Genomic DNA, 24534 nt, shown 5'->3' on the forward strand with positions numbered 1-24534 from the left:
TACCTGGGTTTTTTAGCTATGTCTTGAAGGTATTAGCCAGGAAACGACTTATGGTTTACGCGCGCCTCATTCTGATGCGGCTGTTTAAAGCCGTGATTGTGCTGTTTTTAATCGTTATTTTTAACTTCCTGCTGATTCAGTTAGCCCCCGGTGACCCGGCCGCGATTCTGGCTGGCGAAGCGGGTGCCGCGGATCAGGAGTTTCTTAATCAGCTGCGCGAGCGGTTTGGACTCGATCAGCCGATGTACGTGCAGCTGTGGCGCTACGTGTCGGGCATTGCCACGCTCGATTTTGGCTACTCCTATCGGCTTGGTGTGCCCGTCTTTGATCTGATTATGGATCGTTTGCCCGCCACGCTACTGCTAACCGGTACGGCGTTTGTGCTCTCGCTGGTACTCGGCATTGTGGCAGGTTCCATGGCGGCGGCGCGGGTTAAAAAGCCCTCTGGCTCACTGATTATGGCGCTAGCCCTGGTGTTTTATGCCACACCGCTGTTTTGGGTAGCGCTGATGTCGGTGGTGGTGTTTTCCGTTTACCTCGGCTGGTTGCCCGCTTACGGTCTTTACACGGTTGGCGCTGACCACACTGGCTTCGCGCTTGTGCTTGATGTCGCCACGCATTTAATACTGCCTGCCACCACGCTGGCGCTATTTTTTATGGCGATTTATACCCGCATGACGCGCACCTCAATGCTCGATGCAGCCCAGCAGGACTTCGTTAAAACCGCCCGTGCGAAGGGTTTAAAACCTAGCGTCATTCAGCGCCGACACATTCTTCGCAATGCCTTACTGCCGATCATCACCCTGGCAGGCTTGCAGGCTGGGCAGATGGTTGGTGGCGCTATTTTGACGGAAACCGTGTTTGCCTGGCCGGGTATCGGGCGGCTGATGTTTGAAGCGTTACAGCAGCGTGACTACAACCTGCTGCTGGGTATTTTCTTCTTCTCGGCGGCGTTAGTGATTGTCTTCAATATTATTACCGACTTGGTTTACCGCTTGGCTGATCCGCGCATCAAGGGGGCCTCATGAGCTTTTTCGCACGCTTTGCGCAAAACCGTGGTGCCCTGGTAGGGCTGATTATTCTGCTGCTCATTATCGTCATGGCGATTCTGGCGCCGCTGCTATTTCCTGAATCTCCCTGGCGCATGGTTCAGCGGCCCTTTTTACCGCCGCTTTCCCAGGAAGGTTTCCTGCTGGGCACCGATACCATGGGGCGCAACGTCGCTGCAGGATTAATGCATGGTGCCTGGGTGTCGTTGCTGATTGGCTTGGTATCCACCAGCGTTGCCCTGCTGATTGGCGTGCCGCTGGGTGCGATTGCGGGGTACTACGGAGGCCTGATTGACGACGTACTCATGCGCTTTACCGAGTTTTTTCAAACCATCCCCAACTTTGCCCTGGCAATAGTGCTGGTAGCGATTATGCAACCCAGCATCACCTCCATTGTACTGGCGATTGCGCTGGTCAGTTGGCCCCCGGTTGCCCGTTTGGTAAGGGCAGAGTTTATGTCGTTGCGGCACCGTGAATACGTTGAAGCGGCTCGCTTAGTCGGCCAAACCAACAGCACCATTATCTTGCGTCAGATTCTGCCTAACACGCTGTCACCTATTATTGTGCTGGCTTCATTAATGGTCGCCACCGCTATTTTGCTGGAATCGGCGCTGTCGTTTTTAGGCTTGGGTGACCCCAATGTGATGTCCTGGGGCTACATGATTGGCGCGGCACGTACGGTTATTCGCCAAGCGTGGTGGCTGAGTTTCTTCCCTGGTGTGGCGATTCTACTCACCGTTCTGGCGTTGAACTTAGTCGGTGAAGGGCTAGACGATGCGCTTAACCCCAAACTTTCCCGCGAGCGCTAGGAGCCCTTCATGACGGTCACTATCGATTCTAAAAAACAGCACCCATCAGCTGAAACAGTGCTTAGCATTCGTGACTTAAGCGTGGCGCTACCCAAAGGCGCCGACCGTGGCTTGGCGGTGGAAAACGTTAGCTACGACGTTAATCGCGGCGAAATCATGTGCGTGGTTGGGGAGTCCGGCTCGGGGAAATCAATGGCCGCCAACACCGTGATGGGCTTGCTCCCTAAAGGCGTGCGCCCCGTTCAAGGTGAGGTTAACTTTCTCGGCCAAGACGTCATCACCCTAACCGAGAAACAGCATCGCGCCCTGCGCGGCCTTAAAATCGGCATGATTTTTCAGGAGCCCATGACCGCGCTTAATCCGTTAATGCGAGTGGGCGCCCAAATCGCCGAGGTGTTTGAAGCGCATGGTCAACTAACCCCGAAACAGCGCCAGGAACGTGCCTTGGAGCTGTTGATTGAAGTGGGTATCCCACAGCCAGAAAAAGCCATCAGCGCCTACCCTTTTGAACTATCCGGTGGACAGCGGCAACGCGTCATGATCGCCATGGCATTAGCCCTTGAGCCTGTTCTGTTGATCGCCGACGAGCCCACTACAGCGCTGGATGTAACTACCCAGGCGCAGATCCTTGAGCTTATTCGTAATCTGCAGCGCCGCCGTGGTATGGCGGTGATGTTTATCACTCATGATTTTGGGGTCGTGGCTGAAATCGCCAACCGAGTCTGTGTCATGCGCCATGGTAAAATTGTCGAAATCGGAGAAGCCAAAGAGGTGCTGGAAAATCCGCAAAACGCTTACACAAAAGCACTGATTGCCGCCATTCCCAGCAATGCAGTGCCGCCCCACCGTGAAACAAGCCAGGTAGCTCCGCTACTCGAGATCAAACAGCTTAATAAAGTCTTTCGTTCACGCGGGGGCTGGTTTAAGCCAGCCCGAGAAGTCCGTGCTCTGGATGATATCTCGCTAACCCTGGCACGCGGTGAAACCATGGGTATTGTTGGTGAATCGGGATCGGGGAAATCCACCCTTGGCCGCTGTGTGGTACGCCTTGAACACCCAGATAGCGGTGAACTGTTGCTCGATGGCGTTAATCTTTCACAGCTAAAAGGCGACGCGTTACGTCGTGAACGCCACCGCGTACAGATGATTTTCCAGGACCCTTACGCCTCGCTTAACCCGCGTACTCGGGTCGGCATGGCGATTGCGCAAGGGCCGATGGCCAATGGCACACCCAAAGATGTGGCACTCAAGCAGGCAGGAGAACTACTTGAGCTAGTCGGCCTTGGCGCAAGCGCCGTGGAGCGCTACCCACATGAGTTTTCCGGCGGGCAGCGTCAGCGCATTGGCATTGCCCGTGCGTTAGCGCTAAACCCTGAGCTTATTGTGGCAGATGAAGCAGTCTCAGCACTGGATGTGTCTATTCAAGCCCAAGTGCTTGAACTACTAGAAGAACTGAAGCAACGGCTTTCGCTTTCACTGCTGTTTATTACCCACGATTTACGCGTCGCCGCGCAAGTTTGCGATCGCATCGTAGTGATGCAGCATGGCCGTATTGTTGAACAAGGCAGCGCTGAACAAATATTCCTTCAGCCGAAAGAGGCCTATACCCAGTCACTGCTTGATGCGATTCCTGGTCGTCAAGCGCCAGTGGCGGCTACCGCCTAATCGCTGAATTTCAACCTATTTACCAAGGAACACCCATGCAGATAACCCTGGAGGCGCTGCGCACACTTGTTGGTTCTGCCCATGTGCTCACGGGCGATGATGTCACTAGTCGCCGTGTTGACTGGATGACCGGCGCGCCCTGCCAAGCAGGCGCCATCGTGCGTCCGGCAGACACCGAACAGTTAGCGGCTGTCATGCAGGCATGCCATGCGCTTAAACAGCCCGTCGTGACCCACGGCGGCTTAACCGGTTTGGTCCATGGCGCGGAGGCGAGCCCAGAAGAGTTGGTCATTTCCCTGGAGCGCATGACCGCTATCGAAGAGATTGATCAGGTCGGCGGCATGATAACGGTGCAAGCGGGCGCCCCCCTTCAACGGGTACAAGAAGCCGCTAACGAGGTAGGACTACAGTTTCCGCTGGATTTAGGCGCACGGGGAAGCTGTACGATTGGCGGCAATATCGCGACTAATGCTGGCGGTGTCAGGGTGATTCGCTACGGCATGATGCGCCAGCAGGTGCTGGGGCTTGAAGCAGTGATGGCCGACGGGCGTGTTGTCAGCTCCATGAATCGCATGCTGAAAAACAATGCAGGGTTTGATTTAAAGCAGCTATTTATTGGCAGTGAAGGCACCCTGGGGATTGTTACCCGCGCCGTGCTGCGGCTTCAGCCGCCTACCCCTAGCGAGCAAACGGCACTGGTGGCTTGCCACTCGTTTGACGCGCTAACCGGGCTATTAAGCCATATGGGCAAAGCGCTTGGGGGTGGCCTGGGTGCGTTTGAGGTAATGTGGCAAAACCACTATCGCCTGCTCACTGAAACGCTGGCGAGGCACACGCCCCCGATTCCACCAGAGCACCCCTTTTATGTGATTATCGAGTCGCTCGGCAACGATGAAACTCACCATGCAGAGCAGTTCCGCGAAGCGCTTGAACAGGCATTTGAACACGACTTAATCGTTGATGCGGTGATTGCCCAATCAAGCACTCAACGCGATGGTCTCTGGGCGATACGAGAAGATATTGAAGGGCTCATCAAGGGGCTGGCACCCGTATTGACCTTTGATGTCAGCCTCCCTATTGCCGATATGCAGCGCTATACCGATGCATTAGAGAAGCAACTGGTACAACGCTGGCCAGATGGCCGCCTGGTGGTATTTGGCCATCTTGGCGACGGCAACCTGCATATTTCTGTTAGCGTTGGCAGCGATGCGCCAGAAGAGCGCCACGCGGTAGAAACACTGGTTTACGAGCCACTTAAAGCGCTGGGAGGCTCTGTTTCAGCAGAGCATGGCATTGGTTTGGAAAAACGCCCCTGGCTTAGCACCTGCCGCTCTCAGGCGGAAATCGAATTAATGCACACATTGAAGCAGGCGTTTGACCCACACCAGTTGCTTAATCGCGGTAAAATTTTGAGCTGAAAATTTTCACTATTAGGATATCGATATGCCCTCCTACCCCCATCATCTTACGGGTGAAGGTCCCCTTAATCCGTTTCCTGGGATTAAAGTTCTGGAGCGCCGCATTGGTCGCGAGATCCCTCATCGCTTGGGATCTAATGAAGGCTTGGACATGCCCCATCGTGCGCTACGTGAACATTTTGGCGATGCTGTCGCCGAGCATGTGTATTGTTACGGCGATGCGGAAGCTCTCGGCGTTCGTCAGCGACTTAGCGCCCAGCAGGGCATACCGCTCGATCACCTGCTGGTGGATGCTGGCGCCGATAGCCTAATCGCGTTAGCGCTACGCACCACCTGCACACCGGGCGACACCGTGGTTAGCACGGCAGGTACTTATCCAACCTTTGGTTACTTTGCCAAAGGCCAGGGTTGCCACTTAGTAGAACTTAGCTATGTTGAAGCCCCAGGGCTACTGGCCCCTGACTTAGAGGCGCTAGCAGCGGCAGCACACCAGGAAAACGCTCAGCTGGTCTATTTAGCCAACCCCGATAACCCTAGCGGCCATCTGCATAGCGACAGTGCCATTCTCAAACTGCGCGACGCACTGCCGGACACCTGCTGGCTGCTGCTGGATGAGGCGTATGGCGATTTTCGTGATGACGCCAACAGTGACTTCGCCGCCAAGGCACTTCCGGGAGTCATCCGCCTACGCACGCTGTCAAAAGCCCACGGTCTAGCAGGCTTACGCATTGGCTATGCGATTGCTGACCCTGACGTGCTCGCCTTGATGATGAAGGTGCGCATTCACTACGCGGTATCCACCTTTACCCAGGCCGCTGCAGAAGTTGTGCTCGATCACCCAGCCGAAGTCCAGCAACATATTGCGGAAGTAAAAGCACGGCGAGAGCAGCTAATGGCTCATTTCCAAGCACTGGGTGCCGACGTACTGCCGAGCGCGACCAACTTTATCGGCATTCGCTTACCAACTGCCGAACTGGCCGAGCGGGTAAACCGCGAGCTACTGGAAGCCGGCAGATTAATCGCCCGCCCCGCTCACCCGGCACTTGGTCATGTCTTACGCATTACCGCCGTCGCGGATGCTCTGGAACCAGGGCAGCTAGCGATTCTTGAGCAGGCCATTAAAGAGAATGCCTGACTCAGTTAGAAAATCTGCCAGTGGTGTTGGTGTGCGGGGGCAGATTGAAACGAGGGTCTTTCGCCATGGCCGGAAAATGTTCCTGACATTTCCGGCATTTCCGCCATCCATGGCGGTCAGATGGCGAAAGTAGCGCCCATGGATGGGTTTACAGCGCCCTCGTGGCAAACTGCCCCCGCTAATTAAATGCAAAACGCTCGCTAATAGCGGGCAACGAACCTAAGCGGGCGTTAACCAGTGCTTGAACGCGGCCAGCTCGCCGCGCACTGCTTGGCGATACAGGCGCTGCAGACGCGCGGTCACGCTGTCGTCCGGTATCGGCGCGTCGACAGCTGGCGCACCCGCCCTTACCCCAATGCGGCGGCCATCCAGTTCACGCAGAGGAAGAATTTCCGCAGCGGTACCGGTTAAGAACGCTTCATCGGCGGTATACAGCTCATCGCGAGTGATGCGTCGCTCGCGTACTTCAATGCCTAGCGCCTCGCGGGCCAACTGAATCACACTATCGCGGGTGATGCCCTGCAAGCAGGACGTCACTTCGGGCGTGTGCAGTACACCATCGCGCAATAAGAAAACATTAGCGGCGGACGCTTCGGCTACATAGCCTTCCGGATCGAGCATGATGGTTTCATCAAACCCTGCTTTCACGGCGGTATTCAGCGCCAGCATCGAATTCACATAATGACCGCTGGTCTTGGCACGGCACAGGCTGATATTGACGTGGTGGCGCGCCCAAGAAGATGTCAGCGCACGTAACCCACAGCGGGTTGCCTGCGGCGACAGATACGGCCCAAGGTCCCAGGCAGCAATCATCACATGGGTGCTTAACCCTTTGGCTCGTAGGCCAAGGCCTTCCCCGCCAAGAAACACCGTTGGCTTAAGATAAGCGTTAGTCAGCTGATTTTTACGCAAGCACGCCTGCTGAGCCTCGATCAGCGTTTCTTCGCTAAAAGCGATCGGAATATCTAAGGAGTGGGCGCTCTCTGCTAAGCGGCGGGTATGCTCAGCGACCCGAAACAGTGCTGCTCCCTGCACTCCTTCATAGGCGCGCACACCTTCAAAGCAGCCCATTCCATAGTGCAGCGTATGGGTAAATACATGAACCTTGGCCTCTCGCCAAGCCAGCCATTCACCATCCTGCCAAATCCAGCCATCACGATCATAAAGCGGTGTCATTGCGTAACTTGCTCCCACTGTTGGCGCCAGTCGTCGATTAGCGCTTGCTGGTGCGGTTGTAAGGCTTGATACCCCCAGGCAGCAATTTCATCGTTTTGCGGGTCGGGGACACTAATGGTGCTACCTGCCAGCGTTTGAATAACGCTATGTCCACATAACGGTACATAGCCTTCTGAGTAACCACCTTCATGGACGAAGACCAGCTTCCCCTGACAGCAACGGGCGGCAAGTGCTTTTAGCTGTGCGGTCATTTCGGCAAACGCGGCACTGTTGAGCAGCATCTTGCCTAGCGGATCTTTAGCACAGGCATCATAGCCACAGGCCACCACGATTAAGTCTGGGTTAAAAGCTTCCAGGGCTGGCAACACCAGCGACGCCATCGCATAGCGATAAGCGCCCAAACCACAGCCCGGCGGCAGCGGCAGGTTAAGGTTTGTCCCTAGCCCTTCGCCTTCGCCTTGCTCGTCAAAACTACCGCTATCAAGCGGATAGTTCGCGGCTTGGTGAACGGAAACGGTAAACACCTCAGGCTCAGCATAAAACGCCGACTGCTGGCTATTACCGTGGTGCACGTCCCAATCAAGAATCGCTACCCGTTTCACTTGCCCCAGGGCTCGGGCACGCATCACCGCTACCGGGATATTGCCCAGCAAACAGAAACCTCGCCCCTGATCCGCCTCGGCGTGATGCCCCGGCGGGCGACAAAGCGCATAAGTGTTATCGACATGACCAAGCGCCACGTCCTCAACCGCTGCGACGGCAAGCCCCGCGGAGTGCCTTGCGGCGGCCCAGCTGCCAGGAGTAAAGGGGGCGCAGTCACCGCCATTGCCACCACCACTCGCATCGGCGTCCGCCAGCATTTGCAGGTAACGTGGTGTGTGAAAGCGCAGCAGATCTTGCTGCGCGACAACGGGTGGTTTGACCACTCTCAATTCATCTATCAGGCCGCTGACTTCAAGAATATTCTTCAGTCGTCGCTTGCTTTCGGGGCTTTCTGAAGCAGACTGCGGCTGCAGAAACTCACCGGGAGCAGAGAAAACACCAATCGCCCCCTGGTCGTGCCAAAAGCAGCGTTCGTGCCAGTAAAACCCTGTCTTACTCATTGAGCTTCTCTCAACTTCTCTGATAACCGCGCATAAAGGCGGCAAGGTTAGCGCTAAGATGTTCAGTCGGATAGCCACCCTCTTGAATCACCACGGTGGGGTACGGCAAATCGCTCAACTGCTCACCCAAAGCAACAAAGGCTTCGGTTTCTACGCTTAACCCTGCAAGTGGATCATCCTTGTGGACATCCAGCCCCAAAGACACCACGACCGCTTCTGGCTGGTAACGTTTGAGCTGCTCAATCAGCATAGCCACCGCATTAAGGTAGGTCTCACCATCGCTGCCCAATGGCAAAGGCAAGTTGACGTTGGCACCTTCACCCTCTTCGCACCCTATCTCGTCCACGCCACCCCAAAAGAAGGGATAAAATACACTTGGATCGACGTGTACAGAGCCCGTCCAAACATCCCCGCGGGCGTAGAAAATATCCTGAGTACCGTTGCCGTGATGCAGATCCACGTCAATGATCGCTACTTTGGCAAATTTCTCACGCAGTACGCTGGCAGCCAAGGCAGCGTTATTCAATAAACAGAAGCCACCCGCATTATCCGGCCCTGCATGATGACCCGGTGGCCGACACAAGGCGTAAGCGCGGGCGAGCGATGCGCCATTCATCACGTCCTCAGTGGCAGCCACGGCTGTCGCAGCCGAAGCCAATGCTCCTTGAAAGCTTGTTTCGCTGATTGGGCATGCCATATCGTGCAAATGCCAGCCCGCCTGGCCAACGGGATGGCTCGGGTAGTGGCTAGCACCACCACAGGGATGAACGTTCGGCGCCACCAGCGCTGCCGCATTAGGCAGTGCTTGCCAACGCTCATGAATCGTTTCCAAAAAGCGCAAATAGCGCGGCGTATGAATCTGCTCAAGACGTTTACGCAACATCGGCGAGTCAGTTTCACTAGGTGCCGTCAGGCTCAAACCAGCTGCTGCCAGCCCATTACTTAGCAGCTCAGCACGCACCGGCCCTTCTGGTGATGGCGCAGGCTGTCCACGCAGCAGAAAGGTCGACGGTGCATGGTAGTCCTGGTCAGGGTGGTAAAAGCACTTCATGTGTTGCACATCCGCCTTTTAAAGTAGTGAGGGAATCCAGGTTGAAAGCGCTGGAAATGCCGCTAACAAAACAATAACGCCAATGAACGCTACATAAAACGGTAGTGATGCCACAATGGCCCGCTCATAAGGCACTTCGGCTATTCGGGCAGCCGTCATTAATGTCATCCCTACTGGGGGCGTCACATTAGAAACGTTAAGCACCACAATCATCAATATGGCGAAATGCAGCGGGTCAAAACCCAGCTGAATCATGGCTGGCACAAGCACTGGCGCAACCACTACAAGTGCCGGTAACACGTCCATTACCGTGCCAATCACCAACAGTAGTAAGCACACCAGCATTAACTGCAGGAATGCAGCGTCACTGAAGGTGGTAATAAGTCCGGCAGCATCCCTGGCAATCCCTGAGCGCGTTACAAACCAGCCCAGTACCGCCGAGGTAGCCAGCAAGAAAAACACCACTCCAGAGAAACGTACCGTCACGACCAGCGCATCCCAAATTTTTCGCCAAGTGAGATTCCGATAAAATACAACGCCAATCACTATGGCATACACCGCCGCAAACCCAGAGGCTTCAGTGATGGTGGTTAAGCCCGACAGAATGCCACCCAAAATAATCAGCGGCACCACCAGGGCGGGCAGCGCAACCACAAACGACATCAGCGCGACTTTAAACGGCGTGGGCGCCTGTTTGGGATAACCCCGTTTCCAGGCGAGGAAAAAACTCACGCCTAGCAGCGCCAACGCCATCAACAGCCCAGGAACAATGCCGCCTGCGAAAAGATCGATCACCGAAATATCGCGCAACAGCGTGGCGTACACCACCATCACCACACTGGGGGGAATAATCGGCCCAATAATCGATGAACATGCCGTAACGGCAGCCGCGTACTCAGCGTCGTAGCCCTGCTTTTTCATTTCGGGAATCATGATTTTGCCGATTGCCACGGTGTCAGTGACAGCGGCACCGGTTAACCCGGCAAAAAACACCGATACCGAAATATTGACGTGGGAAAGTGCACCACGAACACGGCCAAACAACGAATTATTAAACGCAATCAGCTTGTGGGTTAGTCCGCCCTGATTCATTAGCTCGGCGGTAAAAATAAAATAAGGCACCGCAATTAACAGAAACCCTGAAACCCCTGAAAACATTCGGTCAGCAATGATGCCGAGCATGCGTTCTCCACCCAGGGAGAAACCACCAGCCAGCCCAGACATGGCCATGACGACCGCCACGGGAGCCCCAATAAACAGCAACAGCACAAATACAATAATCGTAGGCGTCATGGTCGAGCCTCCTCTTCAGAGCTCTCAAGAAGCTCATCGATCACATCATGCTCGCTTGTAAAGTGCTCAAGCAGTGCAAAGCCGTGAACGAGATGCAGCAACATAATCAGGCCGCTGATAGGAACAACAATGGCCGTCACTTTGCTAGGAATGCGGATTTGATCCGACACCATGTAGACCTGCGTCGCGTTGGTGAAGTAGCCCCAGCCATACCAAGTGAGCATAAGTGCAAATAAGCCGAGAACTGCCAGACACATCACCGCCGCTATTTTCACCATGATTTTGGGCAGGCTACGCACTAGCAGCGTCATCGCCACATGCTCGCCATAGCGCAGTGAAATGGTCATGGAGAGAAAGCCTATCCACGGCAAAAAAAGCCGGGCCAGCGAATAGGTCCAGCTCAGCGTGCTGCCGGTAAACAGTTTGTAGAGAAAGGCAGTAAAAGAAATGCCTAGCATCGATAAAATACAGCCAACGCATAACACAATCGCCGCCTGATTGATGTGATCGCTTAGGCGGCGTAACGGGGGTAAAACGCTCATGGTGATTCCTCACGCTGGGGCAGCCTTGCTACCCCAGCGTTTGTCCGTCGCTAAGTCTTACTGGCCGTAAATGCGCAGATCATCATCTGCAAGCTGCTGACCAACCCGCTCGACTTCGTCAAGCAGCCCCTGCACACGGGCTTCATCCATACCGAAGTCATCGACAATCCACTCTTTCCAAGCGGGTCGAGCAACCTCTGCCATGCGTTCCCGCTCGGCATCAGGCATCAGGTAGCACGCTTCGAAACGTTCGCAGGACTCCACCCAACTGGCGGTGGAAAGCGCACCCGACATACCGTGGCTTAGCTGAATCGCTTCGCGGGCAGAGCTGATTAACGCCTGTTGATGCGTTTCCGGTAGCGACTGATACCAGGATTCACTGACGACCCAAGGAGCACTGTTGTATACATGCCCTGTCAGGGTGGTGTAGTCCGTCACCGCATCAAAGTTGAACGTGGTATTCAGCACGGGAGCGTTAAACTGGCCATCCGCCAGTCCCGTTTCAAGGGCAGTAATCAGCTCACCCCAAGGTAGGGGCGTGGCAGAAGCACCCAGTGAGCGCATGATAGCGACGTGAGCAGGGTTCTCTTCGGTACGGATATTGAGCCCTTCGAGATCTTCCATGGTCTCAATCAAGCGTACGTTGTTAGTGAAGGCTACAAAACCACCGCCATCATCGAACGTTCCTAAGTAGCGCATATTGGCGTCTTCAACGGTGCCAGACATGAAGTCAGCAAACCATTCGCTGTCGAAGAAGCTCCACGCTTGGCGCCAGCTGGTAAACAAGAAAGGAGCCGTTACCGCTTGGTAATCGCCATAAAACGACGACATCGCCCCCGCTGACATAATGGTCGATTGCAGAGTACGGCCACCCTGCACTTCTGAGCCGTTTTCTACTTCTGAACCTAACTGACCACCACCAAAAATAGAGACCTCAAGATCGCCATCGGTACGCGCTTCCACAAGGTTTTTGAAATGCACCAGGGCAGGATAGATTTCGTTATTCTTCATATTCTCTGGAAGCTGGGTGGCGATGACCATTTCATAGGACTGTGCTTGGGCAGTGACACTGGCAATAGCCAGTGGCAAAGCCGCCATGGCAGCGAATAAAAAAGATTGTGTAGGTTTCATAACTTACCTCGTTTTGGTTATTAGCTGGTTTGCGTTATGACTGACGTTTCCACTCGTAAGCGATTGTTTTATTATCGTTATCATCCAAGCCGTAGACGGCGAATGCGACTGCTCCCTGTGAGTTACTGGCTGTTAGCTACTGGTTAATGGCCTCCCACACTTCAATGGCCGCGGCTAAGTCTTCAAGCGACGCGCCAACTGACTTAAACAGCGTGATGGTTTCAGCAGAGCGCCGGCCTGGCTTAGTTCCCGCAAGCACCTCAGCAAGCTCTGCCTTGATATCCTCGAAACGGAACGCGCCTTCATCGATTGCCTGAAGAATATCGCCAGCTTCGCCCTTAGCCCCTGCATAGGTGTCCACAAATACGACAGATCGACGTAGGCACTCAGCATCGGTTTCGCGCATTTGGGGGCGGAAGGCGCCGATAAGGTCAACATGCGTGCCCGGTGTTAACCACTCACCTTTAATTAAAGGCTCTGTGGAGAGCGTGACGCAGCTGACAATATCAGCCTGTACAACCGCGCCTTGCAGATCGCTAACGACCTGGGTGTCAAATCGGTCGGCATAGGCCTCGGCGATAGCAGAAGCCTTTTCAGGGTTCCTGCCCCACACCAACACACGTTTGATTGGTCGAATGCTGGCATGGGCTTCGATGACCATAGGGGCCAACTTGCCAGTTCCCACCACCAATAGCGTTTCCGCTGTCTCGTTGGCTAGTGCTTGTGCCGCCAAGGCAGAGGCAGCAGCTGTGCGGCGGCGCGTTAGTTCGCTACCATCAATGCACGCTAGTGGTTGGCCGTGTTTACCTTCACTAAGCAAATACAACCCTGAAATAGCAGGAATATTGTGCTGGGCGTTCTGAGGAAAGACGTTGACCATTTTGACGCCGATATAGCCTGCTGGCTCCCAGGCAGGCATCAGCAGCATGGTGGCTTCACCGTCGGGGCGATGCATCGCGTGATGATGGCGTGGCGGAGATTCAACGCCGTTCACAAAGGTAGTATGTAGCCGCTTAATCAAACCTTTCCAGGTAAGATAGCGTTCCACTTCCGCCGCAGACACAACCCGCATATCAGGCCTCCGGCAGCGCAGCAACAACCATGATTTCTACTTTCCATTCCGGCTTAGCAAGCTTGGCTTCAACCGCTGCACGTACGGGCGGGCGGCCAGGCACTACCCAGGCGTCCCAAGCAGCATTCATCTGGTCAAACTCGGCCATGCTGGTGACCCAAATTTGCGCCGAAACCAGTTGCTCTTTCGAGGTACCTGCCTGGGCTAACAGTTGGTCAATGCGCGCGAGCACTTGCTCGGTCTGGCCACGCATATCAGCCGTTGCATCACTGGGCACTTGGCCAGCGAGATAAACGGTGCCGTTGTGAATCGCGACTTGGCTCATGCGGGCATTGCTGTCTTGATAGGTAACGCTCATGGTGTCTCTCCAAGGAAAATGAGGTTCCTTTTGAGACTACGATGATGATGAGCGGCGTGCTTGCCCGAAACTCTGGCAAATTTGCCCGTAAGTGTTGTAACTCATCGAGCAATAATTTCTGTTTGCCAAGCTAGCGGTCTGAGGAGGGGGCAATCTCAAAGTAACGCCGATAGGCGCGAGAAAAGCTTCCTTGGTCACGGAAGCCAACCAGCATGGCAATATGGCCCAGGCTTAGTGCGCTGTGCCGAACCAACGTACGGGCGTGTTCAAGCCGTCTGCGCTGAACATATGCTAATGGCGTCACACCGGTTAGATCACGAAAGCAGGCATGAAAGTGTCCAGGGCTTAGCGCACATAATGCGGCTAATTGCTCAACCCGAATATCGTCCGCCAAGTGCTGATCCAGCCATGCATCCAGCCTTTCCAGGTCAAGCCGTTCACTGATACAGCGAACACCAATCTGATCGGCAACTTGCTTCGGCTCATCTTGAAGGTACATATACAGCGCTCGAAGCAGCAGCACGGCAATTTCATTTTGCAGCGCGGGACACTGCTCCAGCTGGTTCGTTAAGGCATGGGTCAGCTGATTAAGCGCTGGAGGCACGGTAAAAAAACGGGGTTTGTCGAATAGCCGCTCGATTTCACTGCCTTTTTCTAACACTGCTAAGTGCTTAACAGGAATGTCCAACACCAGCGTGCGATTACCGCCATCGCCTTGGTACTCATGGTGTCGAGACGATGGGATCAAGCAGCCGCGGCGTGCCGTGACGCGCTCGCTCTGCCCTTCCATAGCAAGCTCAGTCACGCCACACGTTGCCAGAATTAACTGATGAAAATCGTGTGAGTGAGATACCTGTTCGGGGGCTAAATTGCGGTTATGCAGCTCAAACTGGACCATGAACGTACCGTTTGGTTCTACGTTGACGATTGCACTATAAAACGTCTGCCAGTTGAAAAGCGAGAAAGCTCCCATTACCCCCGAGAGATATCACCAATCACTAACCTGATTTGCTCTCGCAACCAACTCAGTCCGACATCCTTATCCGTCCATATCGCCCAATTCATAGTTACCGGTGGGAAATTAAGCGGAATCGGCATTTCACAAAATGCCAGCCCGAATAACGGTGCATACTGCACGGCAATCCTTCTAGGCACTGTTGCCACAACAGGGGCATTGCGTGCTGCAGCAAGCAGCGGCATAAAATCAGGCGCCGCTAAGATGACATTGAGCTCTATTCCCAATGCTTCCAAAGCATCACCGACACAGCCCGCGACATTTGCCGTCTGGGACAGAACAGCGTGCCGTGCGCCAAGATAATCGTCACGCGATAATGGCGGTACCAATCGACACAGGTCGGCATTAAAGCAGCATGCCACGTTGGATTCGAACAGGACTTCTCCTAGATGACGAGACTGTTTACAGCCAATGGCCAGATCAATTTCGCCCGAATCCATCATCATATCTACTGTTTCTACCGTAATCGCGCGACTTAGCAGCCTAACCCCTGGTGCCGTTGATTGCAGTCGATCCACCAAGGCAGGTAGCAGAACCATCTCCATTTCACCGGCAATACCCACCCGAAAAATCCGGTCTGCCGTTTGCGGCTCAAAACTATCCGATGACTGAAGCGCATTTTGCGCCTGCGTCAACGCTACTCGCACCGGCCCAGCCAGCGCTCGAGCTTTGGCCGTTGGCTGCATTTTTTGCCCGACACGAACGAAAAGATCGTCCTGCAATAACATCCGCAGTGTTGATAAATTATGGCTCATTGCCGACTGACCAATACGGAGTTTCTCGGCAGATTTGGTGACACTCAGCTCTTGCATCATTGCGTCAAACGCGACCATAAGATTGAGGTCGAAGGAGCGTAAATTGAAATGATCAATATTATCCATGATTGGCATCGATTTGATTACTGACCAATGGGAATATACCTTTTCCTCATCGCGTTACAAACCGCTAGTTGAATTCTGGCCTTTTGATTGATTGAGAGAGGGTGTTTTTATGCTGTCACGCAGAGATATGCTTAAAGGTTCGCTTGCTGCTATGGCCGTGGGTGCAGCCGCCAGCACCGTTTTCATCCCATTACACGCTGCAGCCAGTGCACCGCTAGTTGGCACACAGGCGCCGGGCTATTACCGCTTGATGGTGGGTGATGTCGAAGTCACCGCACTCTCGGATGGTACGGGCCTGTTTCCGATCGCCGACCTTTACCTGAATATCACCCCCGAACAGGCTCGCACAGCACTTGCCAATGCGTTTCAAGGCACGCCAACCCATCTGTCAGTTAATGCTTATCTGCTGAATTTCGGTGATCGGCTGATTCTTCTGGATGCAGGGACCGGTGATCTGATGGGCTCAGCCTTGGGTAAACTGACAAACAATATCATCGCATCGGGCTATCACCCCGACCAGATCGATGATGTGGTAATTACCCACATTCATTCCGATCATGTCGGCGGGCTCGTTCTAAACGGTGAAAAGGTGTTTGCCAACGCGATAGTCCATGTGCCGAAACTGGATGCGGAGTATTGGCTTAGTGCCGAAAATCGTGACAAGGCCCCAGAAGACGCTAAGCCGTTCTTTGATCAGGCGGTCTCGTCAACCAAGCCCTATATCGACAGCGACACGCTTAAAACCTACGACACGGATATGCCAGCCATTCCAGGCGTAATTAATTCAACCCACCGCCCAGGCCATACCCCTGGTCACAGTGCCTTATGGTTTGAAAGCAAAGGCGAAAAATTCGTCTATTGGGGTGACATCACGCACGGCGATGTCATTCAATTCGACGAACCAGGCGTGGCGATTGCCTTTGATGTTGACCCGAACCAGGCGGTCATCACTCGTGAAGCGGCCTTTGCCGAAGCGGTAGCAGAGAAATACATGGTGGCTGGTTGCCATATCGCATTCCCAGGCATCGGGTACGTGGTCGAAGACAGCACGATGTTTGATTGGGTGCCCGTCAATTATCGCGCTGACGTCTGACCTGTCGCTATTATTTGCACCTGCACGACAAACGATTGATCACTGTTCGAGATATTCCTGCTTTCGGCGACATGATGATACCCCTCACCAACAAATCTGGTTTTTTGCATTAGGCGCCTGTCTTTGAGCCTAAGCCGTGGGCAGGTATCATCAGTCAGCCAATGGACATCTCGGGGAGCGAGAGGATGAGCAAGAAGGAAGTCACCCGCAAGCGTATTCGTGAGGCTGCCTGGGCGCTGTTCTCCGAACGCTCCTTTTCCTCTACTACCACTCGTGAGATCGCTCGTCGTGCTAGTGTCGCCGACGGCACTGTGTTCAGCCACTATCCCAACAAGATTGATATCTTGCGGGAGGGTATGGAAGAGCAGATCAGCCACATCGCTAAGACCTTCCTCGCGAGTTGGGCGGGCGGCAACGAGCATGAAGCATTAGTTGAGCTGGCCTCCCACTTCTATCGCTATTACTTCGATCATATCGCCTTGAGCCGTAGCCTGCTGAAAGAGGCACTCTGGGACCTTGATTATTTACGCAACGTCGACGATTCACTGCTGCCTTGTATCTTAAGCGCAACGACTTTGCATGACGCCACTCGTATGCGCCTGATCGAAAACAGCTACCTCATGACACTTGTCCGCCATCTTAGCCACGATAAGCCTTGCCGAGAGGCTGCCATCAACGACTTTCGAGCCGAGCTCACGGTTATCTTACCCACCAATTAAGACCTTCCCCACCGTATTCCAGGTCTCATCTCGAAGGCCGGCCAGAGCAAAGCTGCTTGACTTTTTGAGCGCGCTCAATTAAAAATTGAGCATGCTCAAAAAAAAGAGAAACCTCATGCGACATATAATTGTGAAATCCATCGACTACCTGGTTGGCATGCCATTTCTTGTGCTGTTCTGTTACATCATTGGCCCCATAATCGGCTTAGCACTGGGATTCAGCGGGCTACTTGCACTGACCTTGCTCGCAGGACGGAAGGGAATAAAAGCCTTTTATCGCGGTATGATATTAGGAATAGGTTCTGACGGCCTTCCAGCGTCAGATAGGCAAGTACAGGAACAAAAGTTGACCGCAAGCCAGGATCGTCCTGTCACCTGATTGATCGGCTGAACTCCTTCAAGACAATCAGGAGAAGGTCACTGTCGTTTTAAGAAGAGGGTTTTAAAAAGAGAGGTCTATGCACAACACCTTATTTGTTCACGCTAGCCCGCATGGCAAGCATGCGCTGGGCTATCGCTTGGCTCAAAAGATCCTAGCTGAGGAGACAGCCAGAAACTCAAACGTGGGGTTGATAGAACGCGATTTAGTTGCCGCTCCGCTGTCGCCACTAACCCATCATTACTCCTCGGCGCTACTCAGCCACAACATCGGCGATCGTGTTAACACCGCCCTGTCAGAGTCCGAGCAACTGATTCGTGAGTTGGAGCAGAGCAACCGCTTATTAATCGCGCTGCCTATGCACAACTTCAGCGTACCGGCAGCGCTGAAACTCTGGATAGACCACGTGGTGCGTATTAACCGCACATTTATCGTCTCAGAGGGAAAACAAGGGTTATTGCACGATCGCCCCACCACCGTTCTGGTGAGCGCGGGCGGCATGTTACAAGGCGATAACCCACAACCCGATTTTCTCACTCCCTACCTCACCCTTATTCTCAACACCATCGGCATTCGGGATGTCCACTTCGTATATCTGCAGGGCTTAGTGTTCGGCGAAACCGCGATCGCCAAAGCGTGGCAACAGGCGCAGACCACGCTAATCGAAGCTGGCGTACTGACTAATGACGTGTCATCGATTTAAAGCCCAGCCACTATCGGTGATGTCGATCAATAAGCGCTGCCAACTGCTGATAGCCTTCTTCGCAGGCAGGGCTGGATAGATTGGTTACGCCTAGCAGTAACCCTTTTCGCGCCCCAGCTTGGGTGGCATACCAGGGAGACAGCGGCATCGGGGCCAAGTTAAAAGCCTGGGCAGCCTCGGCAATAGCAACGTCGTCCATGCCCTCCTCCAAGGCGAGCATCAGTGACAGACCTGCCATATCGCTCAGTGAGACCGATCCATTCATGAGTGCCAGCAGCCCATCTCGTCGCTGTCTATACAAGCGTTTCATACGCCGAATATGACGCAAGTAATGACCATCGCGCAGAAACTCCGCCACGGCTAGCTGGCTCGGCAATGCAGACGCGGGCGATAAGGCAGCAGCCGTATCGCCAGCGCGCTCTGACAGCTTGGCCGGTACGACCATAAAACCGAGCCGCAAGCGTGGGCTGATGGTCTTACTAAACGTACCGATGTGAATCACCCTTCCGTCACGATCCAGCGAGGCCAGTGCCGGTGTTGCTTGTCCGCTTAGCTGCAGTTCGCTTAGATAATCATCTTCGATGATCCAACCCGCATTTTCTCTAGCCCATATCAGTAGTGCTTGGCGTCGATTCAGCGACAACTGCATCCCCAAGGGGGCTTGCTGGCCTGGCGTTACAATCGCTAAGCGGGCATCCGCGGCCAGCGCTATGCCTTGTTCCACACACATTCCCTGATCATCCACCGGAACGGGAACTGATGTATATCCTGCCAGTGACAAAGCATGCCGAGTTAGCGGATAGCCAGGGTTCTCAACCCACACCCGCTGTGAATCCAGGCGTAGCAAGTGCAATGCCAAACCCAGCGCGCCCGCATAACCATTGGTGATGATGATCTGCTCGGCAGAGCAGAGTAGCCCCCGAGATACCGCTAGATAGGCAGCAATTTCCTTGCGCAGCTGAGACTCGCCGCGAGGATCTGGATAACGCAGCGACTCAGCCACTGCCTTTCGCGTACAGCGCAGCATGATGCGCGACCACTGCTTAAAGGGAAACGCGTCCTGTGCTGGCACGCCGACTTGAAAAAGCTTGGGAACACTATCCAGATCCTGATACAGGTCAGGCAGTGGCAGGCGAGAGGCCACCGCGGCCATCTCTGGCACTGCGGGTAGCACGGAGCTAACAAAGGTGCCTGCAGCCCCCTTGGAAACAACTAGCTGATCATCGCAGAGCCGATCATAAGCCGTTTTTATGGTGCCCCGCGAAACACCCAGCTGCGCGCCCAGATCACGCCATGAAGGCAGCCGCGCGCCCTCATACAAATGCCCTTGCCGAATAGCATCCGCAATGCTGAAGCGTATTTGTTCGGAAAGAGACTGCTTGCCCTGGCGATCAAGCGAAAAGCGAAGTTTGTTCATAACGCAATGGTACATAAAAACCAGTCATTCTTGGTTCTTTTTTTAGACCATGATGCCATTCACAATCCTGCTCACGCTCCACGCTGCTTTTATCGGTCTGCAACCTTATTGTCGTTCTTTGAGCTAGCCCAAAGCAATTGCGCAAGCCCCGAACCATTTACCCAGAGGATCTCCCCTATGCGAATAAACAGCACCAGGCTTTCAACGGCGATACTGCTCGCCATGTTGCTCGGCTATGTTGGCCCTTCACTAGCGACCGAGACCACTGAACAACAGGAATCTGAACAACCGGAATCTGACCAGGCCTATGATGCCGACGCCGATGGCGAACAGCGCGCCAAAGCGGCTGGCGAGTCGCTCATTGGTCAACCCGGCCCCGAGTTAACCATTACCACGCTGGAGGGTGACACCATCGATCTCAGCACCCTGTATGGCGTCAAACCGGTATATATAAAGTTTTGGGCAACCTGGTGCGTACCCTGCCGCCAGCAGATGCCAGGCTTTCAGGCCATCCAGGAAACACATGGTGATGACATTCAGGTCATCGCCGTTAACACCGGCTACGCAGACAGCGCAGCATCTGCGCGTGCGTATCGCGAAGAAATGGGCCTGACGATGCCTATCACGGTAGATGACGGTACGCTGGCTGAAGCCCTTAACCTGCGCGTTACCCCGCAGCATGTCGTGATTGATCTCAGTGGCCACATCACTCACATTGGCTATCGTGACGATCAAGCTCTAGAAGAGGCATTACAAGCAGCACTGACACTTACTGAGCCCGACTCATCAACAGCCACTCACGACGCCACAGCCGAGGATATCGACGCCAATGCGTTAGCGGTAGGCGAGACGGTTAGCCAGATGAATATCACCACGCGTGACGGCGACACCATCGACCTGTCCCGCACAGCGACAGATAAGCCCCTGGGCATGGTGTTCTTTGCGTCATGGTGTGAGTCCTACCTTGCCGAGAGCCAGCCGGCCACCGCCTCTGCTTGTCGCCGCGTTCGCGAAACCGTCAACCAATTGAGTAAAGACTCGGAGACTCAATGGGTAGGCATTATTTCTGGACTCTGGACCAAAGAGTCCGACGTCGAAAGCTATTTAGATACCACCGAGACAGCGTTTCCCGTGTTACTTGATGCCGATGGTGACATACACCGCCGCTTCGGCATTCAACAGATACCCACCGTTGTGCTTATTGATGCCGATGGCAAGGTAGCCGACAAGCTTGGGCCACAAGATACCGAGCTCGCCGAAGCCATCGAACGCATCAGCCAATAACCTACCGCCATTTCGCGCCAGCCACGGCGCGATATACTTTTCAATGGAGCAGCCCGTCTCAAGCGGGCTGATAACCAATGCCCCGATCCCTTTACCGCTATTGCGTCCTCTTTTATCTGGCGTTCATGCTGCTCCCCCAGATCGGGGCTGCTCAAGAGTTTCCCGGCACTTCGGGCGAGTTACTCATCAAGAGCAGCTTGATAGCGGAAACGGACCAACCCGCAGCCGGTACCTCCAGCACGTTAGCCGTTTTCATGGAGCCGCAGTCAGGTTGGCATGGGTATTGGAAACAGCCGGGCAGCATTGGCCTGGCACCGCAGTTCGACTGGCAATTACCGGATGGTGTCAGCGTGGGCGATGCCAGCTTTCCAGTGCCACATACGCTGATGACCGGCGACTTGATGAATCATGTCTTTGAGCATCCTTACGCGCTACTGCTCCCCGTTGAGATAGATGGTTCGGTCGCGCCGGGAACGCCTCTGCCAATCACCGTCGATTTGAACTATCTCGCTTGCCGTGCGGATGCCTGCGTTCCCGAACAATCAACGCTTGCCATTACCCTCACCGCAGGCGATGGCCATATTACGCAAGAGCGCAAAGCGCGCTTCGATGAGTGGCGGCGTGAGTTACCCAGGCCGCTGGGCTCGCAAGCCAGCTTTGTGACGATCAACGATGCGCGGCTGCGAGTCAGCATCCCCTTGCCCGCTAGCGTGACGCTGAATGATCCACACTTATTTGTCGACACCGATAACATCGTGGATCCCGCGGCTGAACAAATCTTCAGCCGTGAAGGCGATGTCTTGATTGTTGAAACTCAGCGGGCTAACGCCTGGTCGGCAAACAGCCCGCCCACTGCGTTCGAAGCGCTGCTGTCACTGGGAACCGGGACTGGCTTAACACTGGTTAGCCATAGCGCTGAGGCGCCAGCGGCGAGCACCAACGGATATCAGAGTGCCTCCTCCTCCAGTAGCACCACCATCGCCAGTGCCACCAACGCCAGCACCACCGGTGAACAAGGCAGTCCTACTCTACTGCTGACAGCATTCTTCGGCGCCCTATTGGGCGGTGTTCTGCTCAATATCATGCCCTGCGTTTTCCCGATCCTCAGCCTCAAGGTGCTTAGCCTTGCGCGTTTAACCGGAGGTCAACGCGAAGCCCGGCGGGAGGCGTTAGCCTATACCGCTGGCGTGGTTATCGTTTGCTTAATACTTGGCGCGACGATTATCGCCTTACGTGCAGTGGGTACCCAGGTTGGCTGGGCCTTCCAACTGCAAGACCCGCGAGTCCTCCTGGTGCTGACCCTATTGACCGCGGCCATCGGTTTTAATCTGGCCGGCCTTTTTGAGCTGGGATCCATCAATGCCGGTGGCAAGCTAGCAAGCCAGGACGGTGTAGCCGGTGCCTTCTGGACAGGCGTACTGGCCGCCTTCGTCGCAACGCCTTGCTCCGGTCCCTTTATGGCCACGGCTCTTGGCGCAGCCTTGGTGCTCCCCACGTTTGCCGCACTGACAGTATTCGCTGGTTTGGGCCTGGGCATTGCCCTGCCATTTTTGCTGCTTGGTTTCGTGCCGGTATTGCGCCGCCTACTTCCCCGCCCTGGTCCTTGGCTTGCCAACTTCCGGCATATCATGGCCATCCCCATGTTCCTAACCGCTTTAGCCTTGGCTTGGGTGCTTGGCCGCCAGCTCAGCCACAACGGCATGATTGCGAGCCTCGCTCTGATCATGTTGCTGGCGATAGGGCTTTGGTTCACCGGACTACGTCAACGCAGCGCCAAGCGGTTAAGCTGGCTACCGGCAGGACTCGCTGCCGGGCTGGCGCTGACTGGAAGCGTGCTCGTTCCTGGCGCCTTTATCCCGCAAGCGGTAGACCCCAATCCGCTCGTAAGTTCAGCCGACACACGCCCACTCGACTTCAATGCGAACCGATTGGCCGAACTTCGTCAACAAGGTCACGCCATTTTGGTCTACTTCTCGGCAGACTGGTGCGTCACTTGCAAAATCAACGAACAGCGAGCCATCAACACACCCCGCACGCAACAAGCATTCGAACAGGCGGAAGTGATCACAATGAAGGGCGATTGGACTAATGGAGACCCCGCCATTACCACTTTCTTGGAGCAGCACGGCCGTTCAGGGGTACCTCTCTACTTATGGTACGCACCAGGCGCAACCGAGCCTGAAGTTCTTTCACAACTTCTTGCGCCTAATACCTTATCGGTGTTGGCGAGCCAATTGGATTAACTCTCTCTTATCCAGCATCGCCATATCGAAGATATTTTTAATGCTGCAAAGAAAAATACCCAGACTAACCAAGTGGGGTATCTTTTGATGGTGTAGCAAGCTTGGCGCACCACAAAAAAAGGGCTTAGCGATAAATCGCTAAGCCCTTGAATTTGGTGCCGGTGGCCAGACTCGAACTGGCACACCCGTAAAGGCGGCGGATTTTGAAGCATTGGCTTAATCACGTTACAGCACACTGCCTGTACATTCTGGCTTCTCAGCCTTTCCGCCCTGTGACGATATCACCCCGTCTGCGCCTTTATTTACCACATATAAACCGACGTCAAACTGACCTAGAGCGTCGCAATGCTAGAGTAAAGGCACGCGCTCGATATCCTTTGAGATAAGCATGAGGCCACCAGCACATATTTTTAGCTACGCCTATGGTGGCGCGCTATGTCGTCGGCTTTATTGGGTTGGGAGCCGCCCTTTTCAGAACGGCTGTCATACGGTGGTTATCTGTATCAACAAACAATAACTTCATATCTTTATTAAGTTCCAAACAAAGAAGAAAAACCCAAACATTATAAAAAAAATACAAATCCCCAATATGTTAGAATAGTAGTCTGAACGAACATTAAACTCTTTTACTTTATCTCCCATAATTTCTGACAAGCAGCTCAATACAGCAACAACTGCTTCGCTTTCAACATTTAACTCAATCTTACCCTCACCATTACTTGAAGACTCAACAGTCTCTCTTACTCCTCTCGAAATATCTTTACACAAACCATCAATTTCATCCACCAACTCATTTTTTGAAATATGATTTTTTAAAACATTCCCTCTCATCAAGACAACATTTCTTTTTGTTATACTTTTATTTTCGTAAAATATTAGATCTTTATCAAGATGGCTAATTTGCTCCACCCCATACCTATCTTTAATAAAATCTAACAACTCCTGCCTCCTATCTAAGGAAACGCTGCATAAATACGGTCGTTGCTGCCTAAGTACCA

23 protein-coding genes are annotated in these 24534 nt (G+C 54.1%); 11 read left to right on the forward strand and 12 right to left on the reverse strand.

Going from position 1 to position 24534, the window contains the following annotated elements:
* The first annotated feature begins 50 nt into the window (after positions 1-50).
* The 5 genes from INT21_RS18870 to INT21_RS18890 are packed head-to-tail and all read left to right on the forward strand — an operon-like array spanning position 51 to position 6076.
* Positions 51-1028 (forward strand): ABC transporter permease, encoded by a 978-nt coding sequence (locus INT21_RS18870; RefSeq protein ID WP_193085578.1) that lies wholly within the window; start codon positions 51-53, stop codon positions 1026-1028.
* Positions 1025-1858, forward strand: coding sequence for an ABC transporter permease (locus tag INT21_RS18875; RefSeq protein WP_193085579.1), 834 nt, complete (start codon positions 1025-1027; stop codon positions 1856-1858). The genes INT21_RS18870 and INT21_RS18875 overlap by 4 nt, the downstream gene beginning before the upstream one ends.
* 9 nt (positions 1859-1867) lie before the next feature.
* Positions 1868-3523: an ABC transporter ATP-binding protein gene (locus INT21_RS18880; RefSeq protein ID WP_193085580.1), complete on the forward strand. Its 1656-nt coding sequence runs from the start codon at positions 1868-1870 to the stop codon at positions 3521-3523.
* A 35-nt stretch (positions 3524-3558) separates the two neighbouring features.
* Positions 3559-4941, forward strand: coding sequence for an FAD-binding oxidoreductase (locus INT21_RS18885; RefSeq protein ID WP_193068549.1), 1383 nt, complete (start codon positions 3559-3561; stop codon positions 4939-4941).
* Positions 4942-4966: 25 nt separating this feature from the next.
* Positions 4967-6076: a pyridoxal phosphate-dependent aminotransferase gene (locus tag INT21_RS18890; protein WP_193068548.1), complete on the forward strand. Its 1110-nt coding sequence runs from the start codon at positions 4967-4969 to the stop codon at positions 6074-6076.
* Between the two features lie 219 nt (positions 6077-6295).
* Here INT21_RS18890 and INT21_RS18895 read toward each other — a convergent pair whose 3' ends face one another.
* From INT21_RS18895 to INT21_RS18940, 10 genes are all read right to left on the reverse strand, one after another.
* Complete coding sequence (locus tag INT21_RS18895) at positions 6296-7252, reverse strand: branched-chain amino acid transaminase (RefSeq protein WP_193068547.1); 957 nt, start codon at positions 7250-7252, stop codon at positions 6296-6298.
* Entirely contained in the window at positions 7249-8355 is a 1107-nt protein-coding gene (locus INT21_RS18900) for a class II histone deacetylase (RefSeq protein ID WP_193085581.1), read from the reverse strand. Before INT21_RS18900 ends, INT21_RS18895 begins: the two co-directional genes overlap by 4 nt.
* A gap of 10 nt (positions 8356-8365) precedes the next feature.
* Complete coding sequence (locus tag INT21_RS18905) at positions 8366-9406, reverse strand: histone deacetylase family protein (protein WP_193085582.1); 1041 nt, start codon at positions 9404-9406, stop codon at positions 8366-8368.
* An 18-nt stretch (positions 9407-9424) separates the two neighbouring features.
* Positions 9425-10699 carry a TRAP transporter large permease gene (locus INT21_RS18910; RefSeq protein ID WP_171880167.1) on the reverse strand — a complete coding sequence of 425 codons (1275 nt, stop codon included), beginning with the start codon at positions 10697-10699 and terminating at the stop codon, positions 9425-9427.
* Positions 10696-11241, reverse strand: coding sequence for a TRAP transporter small permease (locus INT21_RS18915; protein WP_089039122.1), 546 nt, complete (start codon positions 11239-11241; stop codon positions 10696-10698). Before INT21_RS18915 ends, INT21_RS18910 begins: the two co-directional genes overlap by 4 nt.
* Positions 11242-11298: 57 nt before the next feature.
* Positions 11299-12372, reverse strand: a complete 1074-nt coding sequence (gene dctP, locus INT21_RS18920; RefSeq protein WP_193068546.1) for a TRAP transporter substrate-binding protein DctP — start codon at positions 12370-12372, stop codon at positions 11299-11301.
* 136 nt (positions 12373-12508) lie between these two features.
* Positions 12509-13444 (reverse strand): ornithine cyclodeaminase family protein, encoded by a 936-nt coding sequence (locus tag INT21_RS18925; RefSeq protein ID WP_193068545.1) that lies wholly within the window; start codon positions 13442-13444, stop codon positions 12509-12511.
* Position 13445: 1 nt separating this feature from the next.
* Positions 13446-13802 carry a RidA family protein gene (locus INT21_RS18930; RefSeq protein ID WP_089039125.1) on the reverse strand — a complete coding sequence of 119 codons (357 nt, stop codon included), beginning with the start codon at positions 13800-13802 and terminating at the stop codon, positions 13446-13448.
* A gap of 130 nt (positions 13803-13932) precedes the next feature.
* Positions 13933-14700, reverse strand: coding sequence for a helix-turn-helix transcriptional regulator (locus tag INT21_RS18935; RefSeq protein WP_089040905.1), 768 nt, complete (start codon positions 14698-14700; stop codon positions 13933-13935).
* A 74-nt stretch (positions 14701-14774) separates the two neighbouring features.
* Positions 14775-15698, reverse strand: coding sequence for a LysR family transcriptional regulator (locus tag INT21_RS18940; protein ID WP_193068544.1), 924 nt, complete (start codon positions 15696-15698; stop codon positions 14775-14777).
* Between the two features lie 109 nt (positions 15699-15807).
* Here INT21_RS18940 and INT21_RS18945 point away from each other — a divergent pair, with 109 nt between their 5' ends.
* From INT21_RS18945 to INT21_RS18960, 4 genes are all read left to right on the forward strand, one after another.
* Positions 15808-16791 (forward strand): MBL fold metallo-hydrolase, encoded by a 984-nt coding sequence (locus INT21_RS18945; RefSeq protein WP_193068543.1) that lies wholly within the window; start codon positions 15808-15810, stop codon positions 16789-16791.
* 185 nt (positions 16792-16976) lie between these two features.
* Positions 16977-17510 (forward strand): TetR/AcrR family transcriptional regulator, encoded by a 534-nt coding sequence (locus INT21_RS18950; RefSeq protein ID WP_157698032.1) that lies wholly within the window; start codon positions 16977-16979, stop codon positions 17508-17510.
* A gap of 115 nt (positions 17511-17625) precedes the next feature.
* Positions 17626-17889 carry a hypothetical protein gene (locus INT21_RS18955; RefSeq protein WP_193068541.1) on the forward strand — a complete coding sequence of 88 codons (264 nt, stop codon included), beginning with the start codon at positions 17626-17628 and terminating at the stop codon, positions 17887-17889.
* 79 nt (positions 17890-17968) lie between these two features.
* Positions 17969-18592, forward strand: a complete 624-nt coding sequence (locus tag INT21_RS18960) for an FMN-dependent NADH-azoreductase (protein WP_125745665.1) — start codon at positions 17969-17971, stop codon at positions 18590-18592.
* A gap of 10 nt (positions 18593-18602) precedes the next feature.
* Here the strand turns inward: INT21_RS18960 and pdxR are convergent, their stop codons facing one another.
* On the reverse strand, positions 18603-20009 hold the full coding sequence (gene pdxR / locus INT21_RS18965) for a MocR-like pyridoxine biosynthesis transcription factor PdxR (protein ID WP_193085583.1): 1407 nt from the start codon (positions 20007-20009) through the stop codon (positions 18603-18605).
* 177 nt (positions 20010-20186) lie between these two features.
* Between pdxR and INT21_RS18970 the strand changes: the two genes are divergently transcribed.
* Both INT21_RS18970 and INT21_RS18975 read left to right on the forward strand, forming a co-directional pair.
* Positions 20187-21293 carry a TlpA family protein disulfide reductase gene (locus INT21_RS18970; RefSeq protein ID WP_193068540.1) on the forward strand — a complete coding sequence of 369 codons (1107 nt, stop codon included), beginning with the start codon at positions 20187-20189 and terminating at the stop codon, positions 21291-21293.
* A 77-nt stretch (positions 21294-21370) separates the two neighbouring features.
* A complete protein-coding gene (locus tag INT21_RS18975; protein ID WP_193068539.1) occupies positions 21371-23536 on the forward strand; it encodes a protein-disulfide reductase DsbD family protein in 2166 nt (721 codons plus the stop codon).
* A gap of 519 nt (positions 23537-24055) precedes the next feature.
* Here INT21_RS18975 and INT21_RS18980 read toward each other — a convergent pair.
* Positions 24056-24534, reverse strand: a 479-nt coding sequence (locus tag INT21_RS18980; RefSeq protein ID WP_226930695.1) for a hypothetical protein, incomplete at its 5' end; no start/stop codon positions are given.

Source organism: Halomonas sp. 3F2F, assembly GCF_014897805.1.
Lineage (GTDB): Bacteria > Pseudomonadota > Gammaproteobacteria > Pseudomonadales > Halomonadaceae > Vreelandella.

What these genes read in the sequence shown, in the direction of transcription:
- INT21_RS18950 (WP_157698032.1), top strand. Translation starts at nt 16,977, where the DNA reads ATGAGCAAGAAGGAAGTCACCCGCAAGCGTATTCGTGAGGCTGCCTGG.
- INT21_RS18935 (WP_089040905.1), bottom strand. Translation starts at nt 14,700, where the DNA reads ATGGTCCAGTTTGAGCTGCATAACCGCAATTTAGCCCCCGAACAGGTA.
- INT21_RS18915 (WP_089039122.1), bottom strand. Translation starts at nt 11,241, where the DNA reads ATGAGCGTTTTACCCCCGTTACGCCGCCTAAGCGATCACATCAATCAG.
- INT21_RS18945 (WP_193068543.1), top strand. Translation starts at nt 15,808, where the DNA reads ATGCTGTCACGCAGAGATATGCTTAAAGGTTCGCTTGCTGCTATGGCC.
- pdxR (WP_193085583.1), bottom strand. Translation starts at nt 20,009, where the DNA reads ATGAACAAACTTCGCTTTTCGCTTGATCGCCAGGGCAAGCAGTCTCTT.
- INT21_RS18890 (WP_193068548.1), top strand. Translation starts at nt 4,967, where the DNA reads ATGCCCTCCTACCCCCATCATCTTACGGGTGAAGGTCCCCTTAATCCG.
- INT21_RS18880 (WP_193085580.1), top strand. Translation starts at nt 1,868, where the DNA reads ATGACGGTCACTATCGATTCTAAAAAACAGCACCCATCAGCTGAAACA.
- INT21_RS18970 (WP_193068540.1), top strand. Translation starts at nt 20,187, where the DNA reads ATGCGAATAAACAGCACCAGGCTTTCAACGGCGATACTGCTCGCCATG.
- INT21_RS18975 (WP_193068539.1), top strand. Translation starts at nt 21,371, where the DNA reads ATGCCCCGATCCCTTTACCGCTATTGCGTCCTCTTTTATCTGGCGTTC.
- INT21_RS18895 (WP_193068547.1), bottom strand. Translation starts at nt 7,252, where the DNA reads ATGACACCGCTTTATGATCGTGATGGCTGGATTTGGCAGGATGGTGAA.
- INT21_RS18955 (WP_193068541.1), top strand. Translation starts at nt 17,626, where the DNA reads ATGCGACATATAATTGTGAAATCCATCGACTACCTGGTTGGCATGCCA.
- INT21_RS18900 (WP_193085581.1), bottom strand. Translation starts at nt 8,355, where the DNA reads ATGAGTAAGACAGGGTTTTACTGGCACGAACGCTGCTTTTGGCACGAC.
- INT21_RS18925 (WP_193068545.1), bottom strand. Translation starts at nt 13,444, where the DNA reads ATGCGGGTTGTGTCTGCGGCGGAAGTGGAACGCTATCTTACCTGGAAA.
- INT21_RS18875 (WP_193085579.1), top strand. Translation starts at nt 1,025, where the DNA reads ATGAGCTTTTTCGCACGCTTTGCGCAAAACCGTGGTGCCCTGGTAGGG.
- INT21_RS18870 (WP_193085578.1), top strand. Translation starts at nt 51, where the DNA reads ATGGTTTACGCGCGCCTCATTCTGATGCGGCTGTTTAAAGCCGTGATT.
- INT21_RS18885 (WP_193068549.1), top strand. Translation starts at nt 3,559, where the DNA reads ATGCAGATAACCCTGGAGGCGCTGCGCACACTTGTTGGTTCTGCCCAT.
- INT21_RS18905 (WP_193085582.1), bottom strand. Translation starts at nt 9,406, where the DNA reads ATGAAGTGCTTTTACCACCCTGACCAGGACTACCATGCACCGTCGACC.
- INT21_RS18940 (WP_193068544.1), bottom strand. Translation starts at nt 15,698, where the DNA reads ATGGATAATATTGATCATTTCAATTTACGCTCCTTCGACCTCAATCTT.
- INT21_RS18930 (WP_089039125.1), bottom strand. Translation starts at nt 13,802, where the DNA reads ATGAGCGTTACCTATCAAGACAGCAATGCCCGCATGAGCCAAGTCGCG.
- dctP (WP_193068546.1), bottom strand. Translation starts at nt 12,372, where the DNA reads ATGAAACCTACACAATCTTTTTTATTCGCTGCCATGGCGGCTTTGCCA.
- INT21_RS18910 (WP_171880167.1), bottom strand. Translation starts at nt 10,699, where the DNA reads ATGACGCCTACGATTATTGTATTTGTGCTGTTGCTGTTTATTGGGGCT.
- INT21_RS18960 (WP_125745665.1), top strand. Translation starts at nt 17,969, where the DNA reads ATGCACAACACCTTATTTGTTCACGCTAGCCCGCATGGCAAGCATGCG.